Source organism: Curtobacterium sp. MCSS17_007 (assembly GCF_003234175.2).
Classification (GTDB): Bacteria; Actinomycetota; Actinomycetes; order Actinomycetales; family Microbacteriaceae; genus Curtobacterium.
In genome coordinates, this window is sequence record NZ_CP126257.1 from 628,511 (window position 1) to 650,585 (window position 22,075).

General features: G+C 72.3%; 16 protein-coding genes. 11 read left to right on the forward strand and 5 right to left on the reverse strand.

The features are described 5' to 3' along the window. Positions 1-47: 47 nt before the first annotated feature. Positions 48-1,082: an LLM class flavin-dependent oxidoreductase gene (locus DEJ22_RS03035; protein ID WP_111226639.1), complete on the reverse strand. Its 1,035-nt coding sequence runs from the start codon at positions 1,080-1,082 to the stop codon at positions 48-50. 80 nt (positions 1,083-1,162) lie between these two features. Here DEJ22_RS03035 and DEJ22_RS03040 point away from each other — a divergent pair, with 80 nt between their 5' ends. The 6 genes from DEJ22_RS03040 to DEJ22_RS03065 all read left to right on the forward strand — a co-directional run bounded on the left by DEJ22_RS03040 (position 1,163) and on the right by DEJ22_RS03065 (position 7,627). Further along, positions 1,163-1,465 (forward strand): hypothetical protein, encoded by a 303-nt coding sequence (locus tag DEJ22_RS03040; protein WP_111226638.1) that lies wholly within the window; start codon positions 1,163-1,165, stop codon positions 1,463-1,465. Between the two features lie 109 nt (positions 1,466-1,574). Continuing rightward, positions 1,575-2,639, forward strand: a complete 1,065-nt coding sequence (locus DEJ22_RS03045) for a LacI family DNA-binding transcriptional regulator (RefSeq protein WP_111226637.1) — start codon at positions 1,575-1,577, stop codon at positions 2,637-2,639. Positions 2,640-2,728: 89 nt separating this feature from the next. Beyond that, positions 2,729-4,048 (forward strand): ABC transporter substrate-binding protein, encoded by a 1,320-nt coding sequence (locus DEJ22_RS03050; RefSeq protein WP_111226636.1) that lies wholly within the window; start codon positions 2,729-2,731, stop codon positions 4,046-4,048. Between the two features lie 104 nt (positions 4,049-4,152). Continuing rightward, entirely contained in the window at positions 4,153-5,145 is a 993-nt protein-coding gene (locus DEJ22_RS03055) for a carbohydrate ABC transporter permease (protein WP_111226635.1), read from the forward strand. Then, positions 5,142-6,086 carry a carbohydrate ABC transporter permease gene (locus DEJ22_RS03060; protein WP_111226634.1) on the forward strand — a complete coding sequence of 315 codons (945 nt, stop codon included), beginning with the start codon at positions 5,142-5,144 and terminating at the stop codon, positions 6,084-6,086. Before DEJ22_RS03055 ends, DEJ22_RS03060 begins: the two co-directional genes overlap by 4 nt. Beyond that, positions 6,083-7,627, forward strand: coding sequence for a glycoside hydrolase family 32 protein (locus tag DEJ22_RS03065; RefSeq protein WP_181430716.1), 1,545 nt, complete (start codon positions 6,083-6,085; stop codon positions 7,625-7,627). The genes DEJ22_RS03060 and DEJ22_RS03065 overlap by 4 nt, the downstream gene beginning before the upstream one ends. Positions 7,628-7,768: 141 nt before the next feature. Here DEJ22_RS03065 and DEJ22_RS03070 read toward each other — a convergent pair whose 3' ends face one another. Beyond that, positions 7,769-8,611 carry a formate/nitrite transporter family protein gene (locus DEJ22_RS03070; RefSeq protein ID WP_111226632.1) on the reverse strand — a complete coding sequence of 281 codons (843 nt, stop codon included), beginning with the start codon at positions 8,609-8,611 and terminating at the stop codon, positions 7,769-7,771. 184 nt (positions 8,612-8,795) lie between these two features. On the opposite strand from DEJ22_RS03070, the gene DEJ22_RS03075 reads away from it, so the two are divergent. Beyond that, the gene (locus DEJ22_RS03075) at positions 8,796-14,219 is read left to right on the forward strand and encodes a discoidin domain-containing protein (protein WP_111226631.1); all 5,424 of its coding nucleotides are present in this window, start codon (positions 8,796-8,798) and stop codon (positions 14,217-14,219) included. A gap of 48 nt (positions 14,220-14,267) precedes the next feature. On the opposite strand, the gene DEJ22_RS03080 is transcribed toward DEJ22_RS03075, so the two are convergent. Genes DEJ22_RS03080 through DEJ22_RS03090 form a run of 3 tightly spaced genes read right to left on the reverse strand, consistent with a single transcriptional unit; the run spans position 14,268 to position 17,034 of the window. Then, on the reverse strand, positions 14,268-15,239 hold the full coding sequence (locus tag DEJ22_RS03080) for a D-alanine--D-alanine ligase family protein (protein WP_111226630.1): 972 nt from the start codon (positions 15,237-15,239) through the stop codon (positions 14,268-14,270). Continuing rightward, positions 15,236-16,357, reverse strand: coding sequence for an alanine racemase (alr, locus tag DEJ22_RS03085; RefSeq protein ID WP_258379577.1), 1,122 nt, complete (start codon positions 16,355-16,357; stop codon positions 15,236-15,238). Before alr ends, DEJ22_RS03080 begins: the two co-directional genes overlap by 4 nt. Further along, complete coding sequence (locus tag DEJ22_RS03090) at positions 16,354-17,034, reverse strand: M15 family metallopeptidase (protein WP_111226936.1); 681 nt, start codon at positions 17,032-17,034, stop codon at positions 16,354-16,356. The genes alr and DEJ22_RS03090 overlap by 4 nt, the downstream gene beginning before the upstream one ends. Positions 17,035-17,122: 88 nt before the next feature. On the opposite strand from DEJ22_RS03090, the gene DEJ22_RS03095 reads away from it, so the two are divergent. The 4 genes from DEJ22_RS03095 (at position 17,123) to DEJ22_RS03110 (ending at position 22,056) form a co-directional block, all read left to right on the forward strand. After that, entirely contained in the window at positions 17,123-17,821 is a 699-nt protein-coding gene (locus tag DEJ22_RS03095) for a response regulator transcription factor (protein ID WP_111226628.1), read from the forward strand. After that, positions 17,818-18,939, forward strand: coding sequence for a sensor histidine kinase (locus DEJ22_RS03100; protein WP_111226627.1), 1,122 nt, complete (start codon positions 17,818-17,820; stop codon positions 18,937-18,939). Before DEJ22_RS03095 ends, DEJ22_RS03100 begins: the two co-directional genes overlap by 4 nt. Positions 18,940-18,980: 41 nt before the next feature. Beyond that, on the forward strand, positions 18,981-19,685 hold the full coding sequence (gene mtnN / locus DEJ22_RS03105) for a 5'-methylthioadenosine/S-adenosylhomocysteine nucleosidase (RefSeq protein ID WP_146241709.1): 705 nt from the start codon (positions 18,981-18,983) through the stop codon (positions 19,683-19,685). A gap of 421 nt (positions 19,686-20,106) precedes the next feature. After that, the gene (locus DEJ22_RS03110; protein WP_111226935.1) at positions 20,107-22,056 is read left to right on the forward strand and encodes a potassium transporter Kup; all 1,950 of its coding nucleotides are present in this window, start codon (positions 20,107-20,109) and stop codon (positions 22,054-22,056) included. The last annotated feature ends 19 nt before the right edge of the window (positions 22,057-22,075 follow it).

Genomic DNA, 22,075 nt, shown 5'->3' on the forward strand with positions numbered 1-22,075 from the left:
CGGACCCCGGCGTGCCGTCACGGACGCCGCCGTCGGCGTCCGGTCGGTCAGCGCGCGACCGACGCCGTGCCCGGCGCCCACCCGAGCTCCGGACCGAGCCGCTCGGCGATGTCCGTGACGATCTGCGCCAGGTCGTCGGGCGCGAACGAGAAGGGCAGTGCGAACGCGACCTCGGTCGCGACCTGGTACCCGGCGTCCGCACGGAGCCGGTCGGCGATCTCGGACGAGGTGCCCACGAGGTCGGCGGCGAAGAGCAGTCCCGCCGGCCCCTGCGGGACGCCCACGCGGCCCGCACGCGCGTCGACGTAGGCCCGGTACCGGGCCTCCTGATCGGGCGTGGCGGTGTCGGTCGGGATGACGACCAGGCCCTGTGAGACCCGTGCCGCCGCACGGTCCGGGTGCGCGTCGAGGTACGCCTCGACCTGCGCACGTTGGTTCACGGCGAAGTCGTCCCCGACCTCGGCCCGGGTGACGCTCGACGTGAGCAGGTGGAAGCCGTTCTGGGCCGCCCACACGGCCGAGCGCGTGCTGCCCGTCCCGTACCAGAGCCGGTCGGCGAGCCCGGTGCTGTGCGGTTGGACGGTGGTGGCGAACTCCTCGATCCCGCGGCGCTCGGGGACCGCGGTCACCTGGTCGCCCCGCACCAGGTCGCGGAAGCGCAGCAGCCGGTCGTTGCCGAGGTCCTCGTGTTCCGCGGTGTCCGGGTAGATCGCGTCGCGGTACAGGTCGAAGTGCATGGGCGTACCGACCGAGAAGCCCGGGTGCAGCCGTCCGCCCAGCAGCAGGTCGACGGTCCCGAGGTCCTCGGCCAGCCGGAACGGGTTCTCCGCGCCGATCGGTGTCACGGCGGTGCCGAGCTCGATGCGCTCGGTCCGTTGCGACGCGGCGGCCATGACCGCGACGGGGGAGGAGATCCCGTGCTGCAGGTGGCGGTGCCGCAGCCACGCGCTGTCGTAGCCGAGCCCCTCGGCACGCTCGATCACGCGGAGCGTCGCCTCGTGCCCGGCGGCGGGGTCGGCCGGGTCGAACGAGCCGATGGTCAGGAAGCCGAGGCGTGCGAGGGGGCGTCCGTCGGAGGGCATGCTCCGATCGTGGCAGACGGACCAGCGGGTGTCCCCCGACTCCCTGTGACGTCCGGCAGACCGCTCTCTACGGTGGAGCGATGCGAGAAGAGCTCGAGGCCGTCCTGCACGCGCACCGCGTCACGCCGTTGCCGGAGGGCATCGACCGCGCGAGCGTGTGCGACCCGGACCTGCCGAGTGCCGAGATCGTCGGCTGGGCGACCCTCGTCGCCGCCGGCGTCCCGCTCTCGCCGTCCGAGCAGGACCGGCTCGCGGACACCGCAGCGAACGCGTTCGCCCTGATCGCGCTGCTCCCCGTGGCCGCTCGACCGTACTTCGCCCGCCTCGGGCTCATCGCGACCCTGGCGTCGGCGCTCGCCGTGGGAGCCCCGGCGTCCCGCTAGTCCACCGGCGCTCCCGTGTCCGCCGAGTGCGTGACTAGGCTCATCACGTGCGGTCCGCGGGTGCCTCCCGGGGCTGCCGGGCCGGACGGGCAGACCGCAGGGAGAACACGTGGCGCGATCGACGAGCATCCGCGACGTGGCGGCCGAGGCCGGGGTGTCGATCACGACGGTCTCGCACGCCTTGAGTGGCAAGGGCACCGTGAGCGCCCGGACGCGCCTGCGGGTCGAGGAAGCGGTCGAGCGCCTCGGGTACGCGCCGAACCCGATCGCCCGTGCCATGCGGACCGACCGTCGAGCGGTGCTGGGCTTCGTGTCCGAGGAGATCGCCTCGACGCCGTACGCCGGGAAGATCATCGTCGGGGCGCAGGCCGAGGCCGCTGCGCACGACCACGTCCTGATGATCGTCGACATCGCGACCGGCGAGTTCGACGACCCGCGCATCGACGCCCTGATCCAGCGCCAGGTCGACGCGGTGGTCTTCGCCTCGGCGTCGAACCGGGTCATCCGGCTGCCGCGGTCGCTCGACCCGGCCCGCACGGTGTTGCTCGACGCGTTCGACCCCGCTGCTCCGGTGCCGTCGGTGGTGCCCGACGAGCAGGACATCGCCGCGACGGCGGTCCGCGCGCTGCTCGAGGCGGGCCACCGGCGCATCGCACACCTGACCGTCGAGGGCGCCGGTCCCGCCGTGACGGGCCGGGTCGAGGGGTACGAGCGGACCCTGGTCGAGGCCGGGGGCGCGCCCGTGGTGGTCCGGGCCGCCGGTGAGGTCGCCGATGCCGCGGCCGGCTACCGAGCAGCGACCGAGCTGTTCGGCCCGGTGGCGTCGCACGCCGCCGACGAAGGCCCAGCCGAGCGCGCCACCGCGGTGTTCGCCTTCAACGACCAGATGGCGATGGGCGTCTACCAGGTGGCAGAGGAGCGGGGCATGCGGATCGGGCGCGACCTGTCGGTCGTCGGCATCGACGACCTGCAGCTCGTGGCCGCCGCCCTGCGTCCGGGCCTGACCACGGTGGCGCTCCCGCACGAGCAGATGGGGCGCGCCGCGGTCCGTCGCGCGCTCGAGCAGACGGGAGCGCTGACCGCGCCGCACACGCCGCGTGCAGGGGTCGAGCGGCTCCGCGGAGAGCTCGTCGTCCGCGGCTCGATCGGACCGGTAACCGTTACTCGTTCGTGACCTCCGCCCGTGGCGGGAGGTCGTGCCCTGTGTGATGCTCGTCCTCGACACAAAACGATTTGGGTTTGTGCGAGTGAAAGGTCGAAGTAATGAGGCTTCGTAAGGGCATCGCCGTCGCCGCCGCGCTCGCGGTCGGCACCGGCTTGACGCTGACCGGCTGCAGCGCCGGCGGATCCGGGTCGTCGGACGGCACGGTCACGATCTCCGGTGGCTTCACCGGTGCACAGGCCACGGCGTTCCAGAAGGACCTGGACACGTGGGCCAAGAGCCAGGGCATCACGGTCAAGTACTCCGGCAGCGACAGCTTCCAGACGTCGATCGTCACCCAGGTGAAGGGCGGCCAGGCCCCCGACATCGCGATCTTCCCCCAGCCCGGCGTGCTCAAGTCGCTCATCAGCCAGGGCATCCAGCCGCTCGACGACATCGTCGACCTGAAGAGCGTCACGGCGGACGAGGCGAACGGCCTCGCCGACATCGCGAAGGTGAACGGCAAGACCTACGGCCTGCCCTACAACATCAACGTGAAGTCGCTCGTCTGGTACAACCCGGCGGCGTTCGAGGCCAAGGGGTACGAGGTCCCGAAGACCGACGCCGAGCTCACCGCGCTGCAGGACAAGATCATCGAGGACGGCGCCGGCTACCCCTGGTGCGTCGGCATCGCGTCGCAGGGCTCGAACGGGTGGCCGATGACCGACTGGCTCGAGGAGTACGTGCTCCGCTACGGCGGCCTCGACAAGTACGACGACTGGATCACGCACAAGGTGAAGTTCGACTCGCCGCTGGTCAAGGAGGCCGCGGGCAAGGTCGAGTCGATGATCTTCGCCGACGGCGCGGTGAACGGCGGCGGCAAGGCGATGGCGTCCACCGACTTCGGTGCGGCGGGGAACAACCTGTTCGTCGACGGCGGCAAGTCCGCCGGCCAGTGCTACATGATGCGCCAGGGCACGTTCATCACCGGGAACTTCCCCGCCACGATCCAGGAGCAGATCGCGAAGGGCGACACGACGAACGTGAACGCCTTCCCGCTCCCGACCCCGGAGGGCGCCGCGACCTCGGGGACCCTCGGTGGTGGTGACCTGGTCGCCGCGTTCAAGACGGACGACGACACGAAGAAGGTCGTGGACTACCTGGTCGGCAAGGAGTTCGGCACGAACGGCTACGCCAAGAACTGGTCGGCCGCGCTCTCGCCGCACAACGACTTCCCGGCCTCGGAGTACACCAGCCCGTTCCAGAAGGTCGCGCAGCAGGCCGTGAAGGACGCGAAGGTCTTCGGCTTCGACGCCTCCGACCAGATGCCCGGAGCCGTCGGTGCCGGTACCGAGTGGACGAACCTGACGGCCTGGACCGCAGGTCAGCAGTCGCTGGACGAGACGCTCAAGGCGATCGACGACTCCTGGCCCTCGCAGTAACACCCTCCACCTGCGCCGTGGCGGTGCCGACCGGGTACCGCCACGGCCCTCGGCGCCTGCACGCCGCGACAGCACACCCCGACAACGAAGTGAGGTGACCCCTCGTGCAGCAAGTCCTCAGCGTCCTCGTCTCCGTCATCGGCGGACTGGCCGTCTCGTTCCTGATCTACCTCGGGCTCAACTTCCTGGTCTCGAAGACGCACGGCAAGTGGCACGGTCGCCTGCTGCCGTACGTCTTCATCGGACCGGTCCTGCTCCTCCTGCTCGTCTTCCTGATCGTCCCGACGGTGCAGACCGTGATCCAGAGCCTGCAGAAGACCGACCAGTACGGACTGACGTCGTTCGGCGGTCTCGACAACTACGTCTCGCTCTTCTCGACGCCGTCGTTCCTGTCGACCCTGCTGAACAACCTGCTCTGGATCATCGTCGTCCCGGCGGTCGTGGTCGTGATCGGCCTGCTCGTGGCGACCCTGGCGGACCGCCTCGGCCCGAAGCGCGAGAAGACGTTCAAGTCGCTCATCTTCCTGCCGATGTCGGTGAGCTTCATCGCCGCCGCGTCGATGTGGTCCTTCGTGTACGCGTACAACGCACCCGGACAACCGCAGGTCGGTCTGCTCAACGGCATCTGGACGGGGCTGACGCACGCGAACCCGATCCCGTGGCTGCAGAACGACTTCCTGCGCATGAACAGCTTCCTGCTCATGGCGGTCGTCATCTGGCTCAACGCCGGGTACGCGATGGTGTTGCTCTCCGCGGCCATCAAGGCCGTCCCCGAGGAGACCATCGAGGCGGCCCGCATCGACGGTGCGAGCGAACGCCAGGCGTTCTTCCGCGTCATCGCGCCGCAGATCCGCACGACCATCATCGCCGTCGGCATCACGGTGCTCATCACGGTGATGAAGATCTTCGACATCGTGTTCGCGATGACGAACGGGCAGTTCGACACGAACGTGCTCGGCGTCGAGTTCTACTCCCAGTTCTTCGCGTTCAACAACCCCGGGAAGGCGTCCGCCGTGGTCGTCATCCTCATCCTCGCCGTGGTGCCGGTCATCGTGTACCAGGTGCGGACCTACCGTGAACAGGAGGCCCTCCGATGACCGAGATCGTCCCGGTGGCCGGCGCACCGAAGCTCGTCGCGACGAAGCGCGAACGCGTGACGAAGACCAGCGCCGCGCAGCGTCCCCGTGTCCTGCTCAGCATCGTGATGGGCATCATCGCCGTGCTCTGGATGGTGCCCGCGATCGGCCTGCTCATCACGAGCTTCCGCACCACGACCGCCGCCCAGAGCACCGGCTGGTGGACGGTGTTCGGCGACCTGTTCGGCACCGAGTGGACGCTGGACAACTACTCGAACGCACTGACGGGAGCGACCTCGGGCACCGGGCAGAGCCTGGCGGCCGAGTTCCTCAACAGCGTCGCGGTCGCGATCCCGGCGACGGTCCTCCCGCTGATGATCTCGGCGTTCGCCGCCTACGCGTTCACGTTCCTGCAGTTCCGGTTCAAGGAGTTCTACTTCGCGGTCATCGTCGGGCTGCTGGTGGTGCCGGTGCAGATCTCGCTCATCCCGGTCCTGCAGCTCTACAAGGCGATCACGCAGGCGACCGGGCTGCAGATCACCGGCACCTTCCCGGCGGCCTGGATCGTGCACTCGGCGTTCGCGCTGCCGCTGTGCATCTACATCCTGCGGAACTACATGTCGACGCTGCCGGTCGCGCTGATCGAGGCGGCCCGCGTCGACGGTGCGTCCCACTTCCAGATCTTCTGGCGACTCGCCGTCCCGATGTCCGTCCCCGCCCTGGCGTCGTTCGCGATCTTCCAGTTCCTCTGGGTCTGGAACGACTACCTCGTCGCGTACATCTTCATCGGCAACACGAACCCGGTGCTGCAGCAGGGCCTGCTCGGGCTGCTCGGACAGTACGGGTCCGGATGGAACCTGGTCGCCGCCGGGTCGTTCATCGTGCTGATCGTGCCGCTCGTGGTGTTCCTGTCCCTGCAGCGCTTCTTCGTCCGCGGCCTGACCGCCGGGTCCGTCAAGTGACCGCGGCGACGGACACGGAGCCCCCGGCGTCCGCGGAAGCGGTGCCCGGCGCCGAGGCGGCGCTCCACCGCCCGCTCCGGCACTTCACGCCGGCGCGGAACTGGATGAACGACCCGAACGGGTTGATCCTGCACGACGGCCGGTACCACCTGTTCTTCCAGCACAACCCGGGCGGGATCGACCACGGATCGGTCGGCTGGGGGCACGCGTCGAGCGTCGACCTGCTCACGTGGACGGAGCACGAGGTGGCGCTCGAGGCCGACACGGACGGCGACGTGTTCTCCGGTTCGGTGGTCTTCGACGCCGAGAACACCAGCGGGCTCGGATCGGTGGACGCGCCACCCCTCGTCGCGATCTGGACCCTCGCGGCCGAGACCGAGCAGTCGCAGGCCCTCGCCTTCAGCACCGACGGCGGGTACCGGTGGCAGAAGTACCGGGGCAACCCCGTGCTGCGCCGCGGCTCCACCGACTTCCGCGACCCGAAGGTCTTCCGGTACGAGGGAGCGGACGGCCCCTGCTGGATCATGGTCGCCGTCGAGGCCGCGGACCGCCAGGTCGTCCTCCACCGCTCGTCGGACCTGCTCTCGTGGACGTACCTGTCGTCCTACGGCCCGGCCGGACCGGTCGGCGGTGTGTGGGAGTGCCCGGACCTCTTCCCGCTCGCCGTCGACGGCGACCCCGACCGGGTCGTCTGGGTGCTGCTCGTCAGCCTGAACCCCGGCGGTGTCGCCGGGGGTTCCGGGACCCACGTCGTGCTCGGGCAGTTCGACGGCGAACGGTTCGTCGCCGACGATCCGCTCCCCACCGAGACCCCGCTGCCGGACGGTTCGTGGCGGGAGCAGTCCGTCACGGAACTGGCGACGTACCGCTGGCTCGACCACGGCCCGGACGCCTACGCCGGCGTGACCTTCTCGGGCACGGACGCCGAGGACCGGACGCTGATCGCCTGGATGGACAACTGGGACTACGCGAAGGAGCTGCCGACCCGGCCCTGGCGAGGGGCGATGACCTACGCGCGGGCGCTGGGCCTGACCGACCGGGACGGCCGACCCGAGCTCGTGCAGCGCATCCTCGGGCCGCAGGGCCCCGCGGACGCGGTGCTCCGACACGAGGACGAGCCGGCCACCGTCCACGTCCTGCCCGCGGTCGCGCGCGTGGAGGTGGCGGTGACGGTCCGGGACCCGGCAGGTGTTGTCCGTCTCGACGTGGACGACGTCGACGGCCAGCGCCGACTCGGCCTGCGCTACGACGCGGCAGCGGGCGCGCTGCACCTCGACCGACCCGCGGCCGCGGGCCTGCCGGCAGCGTTCGAGCGGCACGTCAGCGCGACGGTGCCGCCCCAGGACGGCCGCGTCGCGTTCACCATCTGGTTCGACAGGTCGTCGGTCGAGGTCACGTGGGCCGGTGGCACCGGGGTGGCGACCGCGCTGGTCGCGGGGTCCGCGTCCGGCGACGGCCGCCGTCTGCTCGTGGAGCCGGCGGCGCAGGCGGTCGCGATCACGGCGTCCGTCCGGGTGGCGGACGCGACGGGCGTCGCGTGAACTCCCGGCCCTGACCGACGGACGGGAGGCCCGTGGCGGAGCCCGCCACGAGCCTCCCGTCCGACGGCTCGCCCCTCGCCCGCGCGGGTCGGCCCTGCTCGCCTGCTCGGGTCGGTCCTGCTCGGGTCGGGCCCGCTCGGGTCAGTCCTGCTCGCCCGCCGCGCGGTCGGGTGCTTCCGGCGCGGTGCGTCGCCGGCCCTGCAGCAGGTCGGCGGACCGGACGATCCGGAGCGAGGTCACCAGCACGACCCCGCCGAGCACGTTGAACAGGAGCGTGTACCCGAACCAGCCGAGCCACTGCCCGTACGTGATCGACGCCCCCGCCTGGATCGCGCCGAACACGAGCAGCGAGTCGAGGATCGAGTGGAACAGCTGCAGCCCGGCGAGCAGGAAGCCGCCCACCACCGCGGCGACGAGCTTCGCCGGATCGGAGTCGGTGCCCTGCTGCATCCGGGTCATGAGCGTGATCGTGCTGCCGCCGAGGACGGCGAGGACGATCGCCTGCAACCCGAAGGGGGTGTCGACGTAGTGCCGCGCCGACTCCTCGAGCACGGTGTGCCACTGGGGGAAGGCCTGCACGACGAGCCACATGACGACCCAGCCGCCGGCGAGGTTGGCCAGCAGCGTCCCGAGCCACAGCCGGAGGAGCTGTCCGACGGTGCCCTCGCGGGCGATCAGCGCGACGATCGGCATGAGGAAGTTCTCGGTGAAGAGTTCGCTGTGCGCCAGGTGCAGCGCGATGAGTCCGATGCTGAAGGCCAGCCCCGCGAGCAGGTGGCTGTCGGTCTCGTGCAGCACGGCGAGGTAGCCCATCACGCCCAGGCCGACCTCGAGGCCGCCGGCGAAGCCCGTCGCGAGGACCACCCGCGTCGTGCGCTGCAGGCGTTCGGCGCCCTCCTCCACCACTGCGTCGAAGGACTCGTTGATCTCGTCCTCGACCGGGGCGTCGCTGTCGCCGAGTTCGCGGCGTCGGTCATCGGTCACCGGTCCGACGGTAGCTGCGGCCCCTGCGTGCCGCACCGGGTACCGCGTGCGCCGCGCTTCCCGGTCATCAGGTGAACCGATCCTCAGCTTCTGCTGACGTGGAGCGCGAGCCTGCCGACAGAGGTCCCTGCGACCCGACGCACGCACCGCCGCCGAACCTCCGCCCTCCGGAAGGGAACCCTCCGTGCACCTGGTCCGCCCCGTCGTCGCCACGCTCCTGCTCGGCGCACTGTCCCTCGCGCCCGTCGTCGCGGACACCGCGTCCGCGAGCACCGTCCCGTCGGTCCTGCCGTCGCCGGCCGCCGGCACGGGAGCCGCCGACCCGGCACGCCCGCCGGTCGACCGAGCCGCCGCATCCGCCACCGGCGGTGCCGGCGCGCGCGTCGACGGCGTGCGCGTCGGGGACGGGTCGTACGCACCGACGCCGCCGCCGGAGATCGCGTCCATCGCCGACGTGCGGAAGACCGTCGACCAGCACCTGTACATCGACCCGTCGCAGGCGGGGAAGCCCGTCCCCACGAACCAGTGGTGGACCGACCTGCTCGTCAGCAGGTACTCCGGCGACATGTGGGCGTACCCCTTCGTGTCGTCGAACAGTGCGCAGGGGACGAAGCTGACCTACCCGACGTCCTGGAACGCCGACGGCACCGCGATGCGACTCGACGCACCGGTCACCGTCGGCGGCACGGTGGACCCGACGCCGGACGCCTCCGACCGCGTGCTCGCCGACTTCGAGGACGGACTGCCCGACGGGTGGACCACGACCGGTGACGCCTTCGGCGGGACCGCCTCCGGGACGGCGTCCGGGCAGAGCGCGGTCTCCGGCTGGCTCGGCCGTGGGTTCGTCGACTCGTTCACCGACCGTGACGGCGACGGCGCCACCGGCACGCTCACCTCGCCGGCGTTCACGGTCGACCGGACGACCCTGGCCTTCCTCGTCGGCGGGGGCCGGCACCCCGGTGCCGAGGCGGTGCAGCTGCTCGTCGACGGCGAGGTCGTCGAGGAGGCCACCGGCGCAGACAGCGAGGAACTGCGGTGGGCATCGTGGGACGTCAGCGCGTACCGCGGGCAGACGGCGCAGATCCGGGTCGTCGACTCCCTCCGAGCGGGGTGGGCACACGTCCTGGTCGACCAGGTGCTGCTCACCGACACCCCGGACGGCATCGCGCAGCGGTTCACCACGGCGTTCTCGGCCGACCGGGCCGACGCACTGCGCTGGGGCGACTGGAACGTCAGCTGGCGGATGCCGCAGGCGGGACCGGGTGGTCAGTACATGGACGTGACGAGCGTGCAGGGGTCGCCGTACGAGTGGTTCGAGTTCCACGGGATGACCCCGCGGATCACGCTGCAGGACGGTGCCGTGCTCACCGATGCCGACGGCGGCGAACTCAGCGGGACGATCACGGCCGACCGCTTCGAGATCCGGCAGGACGGACACGTGTTCGGCGTGCACGCTCCCACCGGCACCACCTTCACCCGCTCCGGGAACTCCCTCGAGGCGTCCGCGGGCACCCCCTTCCTCGTGCTCAGCGCGGTGCCCGAGCGGGGGATGACGCTCGACGACCTGCACCGCACGGCCTTCGCCGTGCCGCGGGACACCCGGATGGACTACTCGTACGACCCCGCGGCCGGTCAGGTCGAGCAGCGGTGGTCGCTGCAGACGGACGTCCTGCAGGGCACCGACCACGACACCGTCCAGGGGTGGCTGCAGCACCAGTACGCCGAGGCGACGCACGACCTCGACTTCACCGGCGCCACCTACGCCACCCCGCGCGGCACGATGCGGACGACCGTCGGGCACGACGGCTGGACGCTGCGGTACGCCTTCAGCGGCCTCACGCCGATCGGTGCCGAGCCGACGAGCACGGGTGACGACCCGTACCGCGAGGACGTCATGCGGCAGTACCTGTCGGACTACGCCGAGAAGACGACCTACGGCGGCGACACCTACTGGGGCGGCAAGGACCTGCAGCAGCTCGGCGCGTACATGAGCGTCGCGGACCAGATCGGCGACACCGAGGACGCCGAACGGATGCGGGCGACCCTCGAGCGCGCGCTCACGGACTGGTACACGTACAGCGAGGGCGAGCGGGAGCACTTCTTCGCGATGTACCCGACGTGGAAGGCCCTGATCGGGTTCGGCGACTCGTACGGGTCCGCGCAGTTCAACGACAACCACTTCCACTACGGCTACTTCACGCTCGCGACGGCGCTGCTCGGACGTGCCGACCCCGAGTGGGCGGGCCGGTACCGGGACATGGCCACGCTCGTCGCGAAGCAGTACGCGAACTGGGACCGGGACGACGAGCGCTTCCCGCACTTCCGGACCTTCGGCGTGTGGACCGGTCACTCGAACGCCGGTGGCGTGTCCTCGCCGGGCGGGAACAACCAGGAGTCGTCGTCCGAGGCGATCCAGTCCGAGGCCGGACTGTTCCTGCTCGGCACGGTGCTGGGGGACCGGGACATGCAGGCGGCCGGCGCGGTGCAGTACGTCACCGAGCGCGCGGCCGTCCGCGACTACTACCAGAACGCCCACGGCAACCCGGCGTCGGCCGTGTACGACGGCAACGGCGCGTTCCCCGAGGCCTACGACGCCGGACAGGCGGGCATCCTGTTCGACTCCGGGCAGGCCGAGGCCACGTACTTCTCGGGCGACCCCGCATGGATCTACGGCATCCAGTGGATGCCGACCGCGCCGTGGTTCACCTACTTCGGGTGGGATCCGGACTTCTCGAAGGCGCTCATGCGGCAGATGATGGCCGCCCGGGGCGAGGTCGTCGGGCAGGACGGCGTCGTGAACGGCAACGCCGGGCACGTGCAGATGCTCACGAAGAAGTGGTGGGGCGTCGGCACCTACGGGGACGTCGCGATCACGCAGGACCGGGCTGCCGCGATCGGTGAGCTGCAGGACGCGATCCGCGCCGTGGAGCGGAACCACCCGGGCTACGTGACGGCGAAGACCGCGACGAACCCCTTGTACGACCGGGCGACGGACACGCTGTACGTCTCGGTCGACGACGACGGCTCCGTCGTGTTCCCGTCCCGGTACTGGACCCCCGAGACCCTGCCGGCGGCACTCGTGCCCGCGCGGCTCGACGGCCCGACGGCGGACCGGCAGCCGGGGGACTGGCCGGAGCCGTCGCCGCTCCTGCCGTTCCTCGTCACCGACTACCGGGCGGACCCGGAGACCATCGACCGGCTGTACGGCGTCGACCTCACCCACCACCGCCCCGGCGTCGACACCGACCGCGCAGCCGCGGTCTTCAGCGACATGGGCGACGCGCTCGGCAACGTCGTCCTCGGGTTCCTCGCGCAGTACGACCCGGACACGTACGCCGACGTCCACGCCGCACTCTGGGACGACCAGGACCCGGCCGTGACCGGGCAGTCGATGGCCGGGATGGTCTACCACCAGGCGATGTCGAACCGCACCGTCGGGCACGAGGTCACCGACCGCCACACGTCGAACCCGCTGAGCCAGGTGTTCCGCGCCGCCGACGGCACGTACTCCTACGTGATCGACAACATCGACGACGTCCAGCACACCTACGACGTGTACGCGGGGCAGCGGGTCATCGGGCAGATCGCGGTACCCGCCCGGACGCAGATCACGTCGCACCTCGACGCCCGGTTGGCGAAGATCGTCGTCGGGACCGACGGCGACCCGCGGACGCTCACCCCGGGCAGCACGACCGCGTTCACCGCGACCGGCTACGACCAGTACGGCGCGACGATGCCGCTCGACGACGTCCGGTGGTCGACCAGCACGGGGACGATCGACCAGGACGGCACCCTGCACGCGGGGGCCGCGGCGGACGAGGTGTCGGTCACCGCGACCGTCGGCTCGGTGTCCGACTCGTACGACCTCCGGGTCGCACCGGCACCGGTGCTCACGGGCATCACGGTGACGCCCGGCACGGCTCGTGCCGTGGTCGGCGAGCCGCTGACGTTCTCCGCCGAGGGTCACGACCAGTACGGCGACCCGGCTCCGCTGCCCGCCGACGTCGCGTGGAGCACCACCGCACCCGGCACGGTCACCGGCGACGGGGCGCTCACGACGACCGCACCCGGCGCGGGCTACGTCGTTGCGACGGCCGGCGGTGTCGAGGGCAGCGCGGTCGTCTCGTCGATCGCGTCGGTCCCCGAGGTGCACGTCGCCGCCGCCGTGGCGAGCTCGACGGACGGGGGCGGCACCGCGGCGAAGGCCGTCGACGGGGACCCCGCCACCCGCTGGGAGAGCGCGCACGGCGTCGACACGGTGGACCTGACGCTCGACCTCGGGGCCGTGCGCGACGTCGAGGACGTCCGCGTGACGTGGGAGAACGCCGCTGCGACACGGTACGTCGTGCAGGTGTCCGACACGGACGACGGTCCGTGGCGGGACGTCCGCACCGTGACGAACACCGACGCATCGGTCGACACCGTGCCGGTCGGCGCGACCGCCCGCTTCGTCCGGCTGCACATGACCGACCGCCTCACCCAGTACGGCTACTCGGTGTGGGACGTGCAGGTGACCGGGACGCCGGCTGCCGCGGACGTGGTCGTCCGCGACCTGCTGGTCGCCCCGCGCAGCGCCACGGTGCTCCCGGGCTCGTCCGTCCGGCTGGCCGCGTACGGGTTCGACGCCGACGGGTACGGCGGGCTGCTGACCGGTGGGGCCCAGCCCGACTGGACCGCTGACGAGGGCACGACGGTGAGCGCCTCGGGCACGGTGACCGTGCCGGACCGCGGTGGCGTGCCGACGACGGTCCGCGCCACCCGTGGTGACGCGTCCGGGCAGGCCGTCCTCACGACCCTCGACCAGGGCGCGGCGTCAGCGGTCGCCCGCGACGTCGCCGTCGGCAAGCCGGTGACGACCTCGTCGGACGAGCGTGGCGACCTGTCCGGCGACGCGGCGGTCGACGACGACGACACGACCCGGTGGTCGAGTGCCGCCCGCGACGGCGAGTGGATCGCCGTCGACCTCGGCTCGGTGCTGCCGCTCGACCGCGCGGAGGTCGTCTGGGAGGCGGCCGCAGCGGCGTCCGACCACGTCGAGGTCCGCGACCGGTCGTCCGACCCGTGGCGCACGGTCTCGACGACGACCGACGGCAGGGGCGGGACCGAGACGCACGACCTCGACGGCGTCCGCGCCCGCTTCGTGCGACTGGTCGCCGACACGCGCAGCACGCAGTACGGGGTCTCCGTGTGGTCGTTCCGGGTCTTCTCCACCGAGGGGACCCCCACGCCGGACCTCGCCCGTCGAGCCGCCGTCTCCTCCTCCGGTGACGAGTCGGCGGGGACCCCGGCGCGGAACGCGGTCGACGGGGACCCGGGCACGCGGTGGGCGAGCGAGCACCGGGACGACGCCCGGCTCGACGTCGACCTCGGCGCGCGGCACGAGGTGCACGAGGCCACGATCCGGTGGGAGGACGCGTACGGCCGCGCCTACCGCATCGAGGGCCGGGACGGGACGACCGGTGCGTGGACGACCATCGCCACCGTCACCGACGGCGACGGTGGCACCGACCGGGTCCCGCTGTCCGGCACGTGGCGGCAGGTCCGGCTGCAGGGTGTCGACCGGGCGACGCCGTACGGCTACTCGGTGTACGCGTTCGAAGTGCGGTAGCGCGGGCGGCGGGCGGCGGGTGGCACACCCCGCCGTCCGCCTGCCCGGTCAGCCGAGCGCCGCGGCGAGCAACTCGTCGACGAGCTGGACGTAGCCGACGCCCACCGCCGCGTACATCCGCGGGACCTGCGACTGCTCGGTGAAGCCCGGCGCGGTGTTCACCTCGTTCAGCACGACCCCGTCGCCGGTCACGAAGAAGTCGAAGCGCGCGACCCCGGCACATCCCAGGACGTCGTAGAGCGTGGCGGCAGCGCCGGCGACGGCGGCGTGCTCGGCGACCGAGATGCCGGCCGGGATCCGGAAGGGGGCGCTGCCGTCGTACTTCTGCGCCCGGTCGAAGACACCGCGGTGGTCGACTGCCACCTCCAGGGTCGCGCCGCTCCGCAGGACGCCGGACCGGTCGCGGAACAGCGCGACGTCGACCTCCCGCCCCGCGACGAACGACTCGACGAGCACCGTGCTGCCGGCGGACCGCGCGTGGTCGATCGCCGCCGCCAGGTCGTCGCGCCGCCTGACCAGGGTCACGCCGTTGCTCGACCCGGCGGACGTGGGCTTCACCACGAGCGGGGGCGCGAACGGGACGGACGCGGCCGCCGCTTCCACCGGGTCGGCCGCGTCGATGCGCACGGCAGGTGCCGACGTGATGCCGACCGCGTCGGCGATCGTCTTCGTCACCCACTTGTCCGCCGCCAGGGCGCCGGCTCGGACCGGTGAGCCGACGACGGGCACGCCGACGAGGTCGAGCAGACCGGCGACGGCGCCGTCCTCGCCGTGCTCGCCGTGGAGCAGTGGGAAGGCCGCATCGCAGGACGTCAGCCGGGCGACGGCGTCGGCCGGTGACAGGATCGACCCGTCCTCGTCGTGCCACGTGCCGTCACGGCCGATGGTGAGCGGGGCCGCGGTGTGGCCACCGGTCCGGAGCGCCGCGACGACGGCCGCCGCGGATGCCAGTGACACGTCGTGCTCGTCGTTCGCGCCGCCACCGACGACGGCGATGCGGAGGTGTGGTCGGCCGGTCACGGCTGCTCCTCGGTGCTGGTGCGGTGGACGCGGGCGACACGGCTGCCGATCCGCGTGACGAGCTCGTGCGGGATCGTCCCCGCCCAGGTCGCCCACTCCGCGACGGTCGGTTCGCCGCGGTCCCCGGGGCCGAACACCGTGACCCGTTCCCCCGGGGCGGTGCGCTCGGTGCCGGTGTCGACGACGACGCTGTCCATCGAGAACCGCCCGACGACAGGGCACCGGCGCCCGCGGACCAGGACCTCGGCGCGGCCCGAGGCAGCGCGGGGGAGGCCGTCGCCGTAGCCGAGGGGCAGCAGCGCCAGGTTGGTGGCGGCGTCCGTCGTGCTCGTCCCGCCGTAGCCGATGCGGGTGCCGGCCCGGGCCGACCGTGCGGACACGACCGAGGTCGTCAGCGACAGCGCGGGCCGGAGGCGGTCGGTGGTGCCCGAGGGGTCGATGCCGAAGAGTCCGGCACCGATCCGGTGCAGGTCGTACCCGTCCCCGACGCCGGTCAGCGTGGCGGCGGTCGCCGCGAGGTGCACCGTGGACGGGGTCAGTCCGCGGCGACGGGCGGTCCGGACGGCGTTCCCGAAGAGCAGGCGTTCGCGCACGTTCTGGTCGTCCTCGGGTCGGTCCGCCGAGGACATGTGCCCCATCACGCCGACGACCCGGAGCGCGCCGGTGCCCTCGGCCTCGCGCGCCAGCGAGCACAGCGCTGCCCAGTCGGCGGGCGGACACCCCTCGCGCGCCATGCCGACGTCGACGTGCAGGTGCACCCGCGCCGTGCGGCCGACGGCGCGCGCCGCGGCCAGGACGGCGACCATGACGGCGGGGTCGGCGACCGCGAGCGCGACGTCGGCGCGGAGCGCCGCGGCGAAGTCCGCGTCCGGCGGGTTCAGCCAGCTGAGCACCGGCGCGGTCACGCCCTCGGCGCGGACCGCGAGCGCCTCGTCGACGCTCGTGACGCCGACGGACCGGGCCCCGGCCTCCAGGACGGATCGCGCGACCGCGCCGTGTCCGAAGCCGTCGGCCTTGAGCACCGCCATCAGCCGTCCGCCCGTCAGGGCGGCGAAGCAGGCCGTGTTGGCGCGGATGGCGTCGTCGTGGACCAGCAGCCGCGATCCGGTCGTGGTCACTGCTGCATCCGCGGGTCGTCGGTCGGGTCCCAGTACTTGCGCGGACATCCGTCCGAGGGCGCGTCCGGCCGGAGTTCGAAGTGCCACGCCTCGTTGTCGTAGACCTGGCACAGTCCGTACCGCGCGCCGTTGTCCTGCAGCCAGGTGGCAGCATCCCAGTCGCCGATGTCGATCGCCTCGCCGCGGACGTGCAGCGACGTCTCGGGCGTGGAGACCCAGCGCGCGGCCTCCTGCCGCGATCCGTACTCGGCGACCGCGTCGCCGAGGAGCCGCTCCTGGAGCGCGGGGGAGCGCCAGCCGCTGTTCACGACGAAGCGCACGCCCTCGTCGTCGGCGTCGCGGGCGGCGCGGCGGACCGCGTCGAGCAGGTCCGGCTGCAGCCGTGCGACCGCGGGCAGGTCGTCGTCGAAGACCGACGCACCGGACGGCACCTCGCCTGCGGCGGCGCCGGTGGCGGCGTCGGCCGTGCCGCCGTCGTGGGTGCTGGCGGAGGCGCCGGTGACGCCGTGCCACAGTGCGCGGCCGGTCGCCCCGGGGCTGCCGGAGACGGCGGACAGCGCGACGAGGACGACGGCGACCGCGGCGACGAGGGCGAGGAGGACGACGACCAGGACTGCCCCGGTGCGTCGCGGACGCGCCGGGACGGGGACGGAGGGACGAGCGGGACGGTGCTGCATGTCGACCAGTGCAGCGCGGACCGTGTCGCGGCAGCGTATGCGGATCCGCATACGCTGCCGATACCCGACGCCGCCTAGCATCGGTGCCGTGCGCGTGCTGATCCTCGAGGACGAACCCCTGCTCGCGGAGGCCGTCCGCGACGGCCTCCGCCTCGAGGCCATCGCTGCCGACGTCGCGCCCGACGGGGACGCCGCGCTCGAGCTCCTCGCGCTGAACCGCTACGACGTCGCGGTGCTCGACCGGGACGTCCCCGGGCCGACCGGCGACGAGGTCGCCGCCCACCTGGTCGCGACCGACGCCGGCGTCCCGGTGCTCATGCTGACCGCGGCCGACCGCCTCGACGACAAGGTCTCCGGCTTCGCCGTCGGCGCCGACGACTACCTGACGAAGCCGTTCGCCCTGCGGGAACTCGTGCTCCGCGTCCGCGCGCTGGGACGGCGGAGCGGTGAGCGCCGCCCGCCGGTCCTCGAAGCGGCGGGGCTGCGCGTCGACCCGTTCCGCCGCGAGGTCTTCCGCGACGGCCACCACGTCGCCCTCACGCGCAAGCAGTTCGCCGTGCTCGAGGTCCTCGTCCGCGCCGGCGGCGGGGTGGTGAGCGCCGAACAGCTGCTCGAACGCGCCTGGGACGAGAACGCGGACCCCTTCACGAACGCCGTCCGGATCACGGTGTCGGCGCTCCGCAAGCGCCTGGGGGAGCCGTGGGTGATCGCCACCGTGCCGGGGGTCGGCTACCGCATCGACAGCGACGGACCGAGTGCCGCCGACGAGACGGACGGTGGCTCGTGACCGACCGTCGCCGGGGCGTCAGCGTCCGGGTGCGACTCGCCCTCAGCTACGCGGGGGTGGTGGTGCTCACGGGAGCGCTCATCCTCGCCGTCGTCTGGCTGTTCCTCCTGCGGTACGTCCCCGTCGGGAACCTGACGACGACGGACGGTCACGTCCCGGACCGGTCCGACCTGGTCCGTGCGTTCGTCCCCGCCGCGACGGCGGTCTCCGTCGGACTCGTGGTCATGGGCCTGGTCGGCGGGTGGTTCCTCGCGGGACGGGTGCTCGCGCCGCTCGACCGGATCACCGAGGCGACGCGACACGTCGCGGCGGGGTCCCTCGCGCACCGCGTCGCGCTCCCCGGGCGACGCGACGAGTTCCGCGACCTCGCCGACGCGTTCGACGGCATGGTCGGGAGGCTGGAAGCGTACGTCGCGGAGCAGCAGCGCTTCGCGGCGAACGCCTCGCACGAGCTGCGGACGCCGCTTGCCACGACGCGTGCGCTGCTCGAGGTCGCCGCTCGCGAGCCGGACCGCGACCCAGCGGGGGTCCTCGAGCGGTTGCGGGTCGTCAACGAGCGTGCGGTCGACCTGACCGAGGCCCTGCTGGTGCTCGCACGGGCCGGCCGGGAGCTCCCGGACCGTGAGCCGGTGGACCTGTCGCTCCTGGTGGACGAGGCCGTCGAGACCGTCCTGCCCCTCGCCGAGGCGCGGGGCATCGACCTCGAGCCGCTCACGACGACGGCGTGGACCACCGGCTCGACGTCCCTCCTGCTCCAGCTGGTGACGAACCTCCTGCAGAACGCCGTCGTCCACAACGTCGGGTCGGGGCGGGACGGCTGGGTGCGCGTCACGACGGGCGCCCAGCACGGTGCGTCGGTCGTCGTGGTCGAGAACTCCGGGCCCGTCGTCCCGGCCGCGGTCGTGCCGACCCTCTCCGAGCCGTTCCAGCGGGCCGTACCGCGCCGGCGCGAGGACGACGCCGGTGCCGGCCTCGGGCTGGCGATCGTCGCGGCGATCGTCGCCTCGCACGGTGGCACGGCGGAAGTGTCGCCGCGACCGCAGGGCGGTCTCGTCGTCGAGGTGGCACTGCCCGTCGCAGCGGCCCCGGACGGACCGTCCTCAGCCGCGTGGACGTGACCGTGCACGAGAGCCCGGCCACGCCGTGCGAGGATCGGTCGGTGCAAGCAACGCCCGTCGCCGTCGTCATCGCCGCGATGACCGAGGAACTCTCCGCCGTCGCCACCCTGCTGGGCGGTGTCGTCATCGACGACGGGCCGGTGGGCGGACACGACGAGCACCACCTGCTGGACGTCGGCGGCGCGGTGGTCGCCCTCCGGCGCAGCGGCATCGGGTTCACGAACGCGACGGCCGCGGTCGCACACTGCTTCCACGACTTCGGCACCGTGCCGGTGCTCAGCGTCGGCACCGCCGGTGGGCTCATGCGCGGCATCGAGATCGGTGACGTCGTGGTCGGTGAGCACTACGTGAACATCAACGCGGACGCGACGGCGTTCGGCTACGCGCTCGGGCAGGTCCCCGGGATGCCGCCGCAGTACGCGCCGGACCCCCGCATGCTCGCGCGCGCCGCCGCCGCGCGGACGCCGTACCGCATCCGCTCCGCGACCATCGGGTCGAGCGAGGTCTTCGTCACCGAGGGTCGTGCCCGCACGCTGCGCGAGGTCTTCCCCGCGGTCGCGGCGGTGGACATGGAGTCGGCGGCCATCGCGCAGTTCGCGCACGTGCACGACATGCCGTTCCTGTCCGTCCGGGGGATCAGCGACCTCTGTGCCCCGGACGGCGACGAGTTCCGCGAGCACCTCGACGACGCGTCGGCGCGCGCAGCGCGCGTGGCGCACGACGTGCTGCTCGACCTGGCGGCCTGACGCCGACGCCGACGGGCTGACGGACGGGAGGCACGTGGTCCGCCGACCACGTGCCTCCCGTCCGCCAGCCACTCGCGTCCGCGGGGGTGTGGGCCGCTCCGCTCAGCGACGCCGGCGGCTGGCCAGCAGCCCGCCGAACACCAGGACGACCGCGATCACGAAGACGATCAGCTGGGCCGGCTCGAACCCGTCGAGGTCCATGGGTGCACTCCTTCCGCGCGCGGGACGTCCGCCCTCGCGTCGACCCGAACGGTAGGACGCGGTTCCTGTACGCGTCGAGGTGGCGGGGTACGACTCCTGCACGACAGCCGGTCCGCGCACCCCTGCCCCCAGGTGAGCACACGTTGTGAGCCGCTCGGCCCCGCCGGTGCGAAGATGATCCGCGGCCGTCGCCCGGACGGCCCGGACGGAAGTGACGAGCGTGACCGAGACCCGCTCCCCAGCGCCGACGAGCGACACCGTCGACGACCCCTCCCACGGCCCCGCCAAGGGCATCGCGGCCCTCGCCCTGGCCGCCCTCGGCGTCGTGTTCGGCGACATCGGCACCAGCCCGCTGTACGCCCTCCGCACGGTGTTCACCATCGACGGTGGCATCGTCGAGGCGAACCAGGAGGACGTCTACGGAGTCATCTCGATCATGTTCTGGAGCGTCACGGTCGTCGTGTCGATCAAGTACGTGCTCGTGCTCATGCGCGCCGACAACGACGGCGAAGGCGGGGTGATGGCGCTCGCCGCGCTCGCCCGGCGGCTGTACGCGAAGCGGCGCGGGGGAGCGACGGTGTTCCTCGTGATCGGCATCATCGGGGTCTCGCTGTTCTACGGCGACTCCGTCATCACCCCGGCGGTGTCGGTGCTCTCCGCGGTCGAGGGGCTGTCCACCGCCGCACCGTCGCTCGAGCACCTCATCGTGCCGATCGCCGCGGTGATCCTCGTGCTGCTCTTCCTGGTGCAGCGGTTCGGCACCGGCAAGGTCGGCAACCTGTTCGGGCCGGTCATGCTGCTCTGGTTCGTCGTGATCGCGGCGGCCGGGGTCCCGCACATCGTGGCCCACCCCGGCGTGCTGCAGGGCCTGTCGCCGACGTGGGCGATCACGTTCCTCGTCGCGCACCCGTACATCACCTTCGTCGCGATGGGTGCCGTCGTCCTCGTCATCACCGGGGCCGAGGCGCTCTACGCCGACATGGGCCACTTCGGGCGCCCGGCGATCCTCCGCGCGTGGTTCTTCGTGGTGTTCCCCGCGCTCGTGCTCAACTACCTCGGCCAGGCGTCGCTCGTGCTCGAGGACCCGTCGGCGGCGAAGGACCCGTTCTTCCTGCTCTTCCCGGACGCGCTCCAGATCCCGGTCGTCGTGCTCGCGACGATGGCCACGGTGATCGCGAGCCAGGCCGTCATCTCGGGGGCGTTCTCGCTGACGCGCCAGGCGATCCAGCTCGGACTGCTGCCGCCGCTGACCATCCGCCAGACCTCACGGCAGGAGGGCGGCCAGATCTACCTGCCCGCCGTGAACCTGCTGCTGTTCATCGGTGTGCTGGCGATCATGCTCGCGTTCCGGTCCTCCGCCAGCCTGGCGACCGCGTACGGCGTCTCCGTCACGGGCGCGCTCGTCGTCGACACGCTGCTGCTGCTCCTCGTCGTGAAGCCGCTGTGGCGCTGGGCGACGTGGAAGCTCGTGCTCGCCGCGGTCGTCTTCGGCGGGCTCGAGCTGACCTTCCTCGCCGGCAACCTGTCGAAGATCGTGCACGGCGGCTGGGTGCCGCTCCTCATCGCGCTCGCCGTGATCACGCTCATGACGACGTGGCGCCGGGGTCGCCAGCTCGTGCAGGAGGAACGGAAGGAACGCGAGGGGTCGCTCGCCGACTTCATCGAGCGCATCAACACCAAGCACATCCCCCGCGTCCAGGGCATCGCGATCTTCCCGCACCCCAACAAGGAGACGACGCCGCTGGCCCTCCGGGCGAACGTCGAGCACAACCACGTGGTCCACCGCACCGTGCTCATCGTCTCGGTCCTGACCGCCAACGTGCCGCACGTGCCGCACGCCACGGCGTTCTTCCGCGACGACCTCGGGTACGAGGACGACGGCATCGACCACATCACCGTGAAGTTCGGCTTCTCGGACGACCAGGACCTCCCGCGGGCGCTGCACGCCGCGTGCCTCGCCGAGGTGCTCGACATCGACCCCGACGACATGGCGACGGCGTCGTACTTCATCTCCCGCGGCGCGCTCCGGCCGCAGCCCGGCAACCGGGGCATGGCGCGGTGGCGCAAGAAGCTCTTCGTCGGGTTGGCGCACAACGCGGCCGATCCGGCGGCGCGATTCGGCCTGCCGGCGCAGCGCACGGTGACGATGGGCAGCGACGTCGAGATCTGAGTGCCGCCCAGGGGCTCGG

Coding starts and splice junctions, on each gene's coding strand:
- DEJ22_RS03035 (WP_111226639.1), bottom strand. CDS start 1,082: ATGCCCTCCGACGGACGCCCCCTCGCACGCCTCGGCTTCCTGACCATC.
- DEJ22_RS03040 (WP_111226638.1), top strand. CDS start 1,163: ATGCGAGAAGAGCTCGAGGCCGTCCTGCACGCGCACCGCGTCACGCCG.
- DEJ22_RS03050 (WP_111226636.1), top strand. CDS start 2,729: ATGAGGCTTCGTAAGGGCATCGCCGTCGCCGCCGCGCTCGCGGTCGGC.
- DEJ22_RS03060 (WP_111226634.1), top strand. CDS start 5,142: ATGACCGAGATCGTCCCGGTGGCCGGCGCACCGAAGCTCGTCGCGACG.
- DEJ22_RS03090 (WP_111226936.1), bottom strand. CDS start 17,034: ATGCAGCACCGTCCCGCTCGTCCCTCCGTCCCCGTCCCGGCGCGTCCG.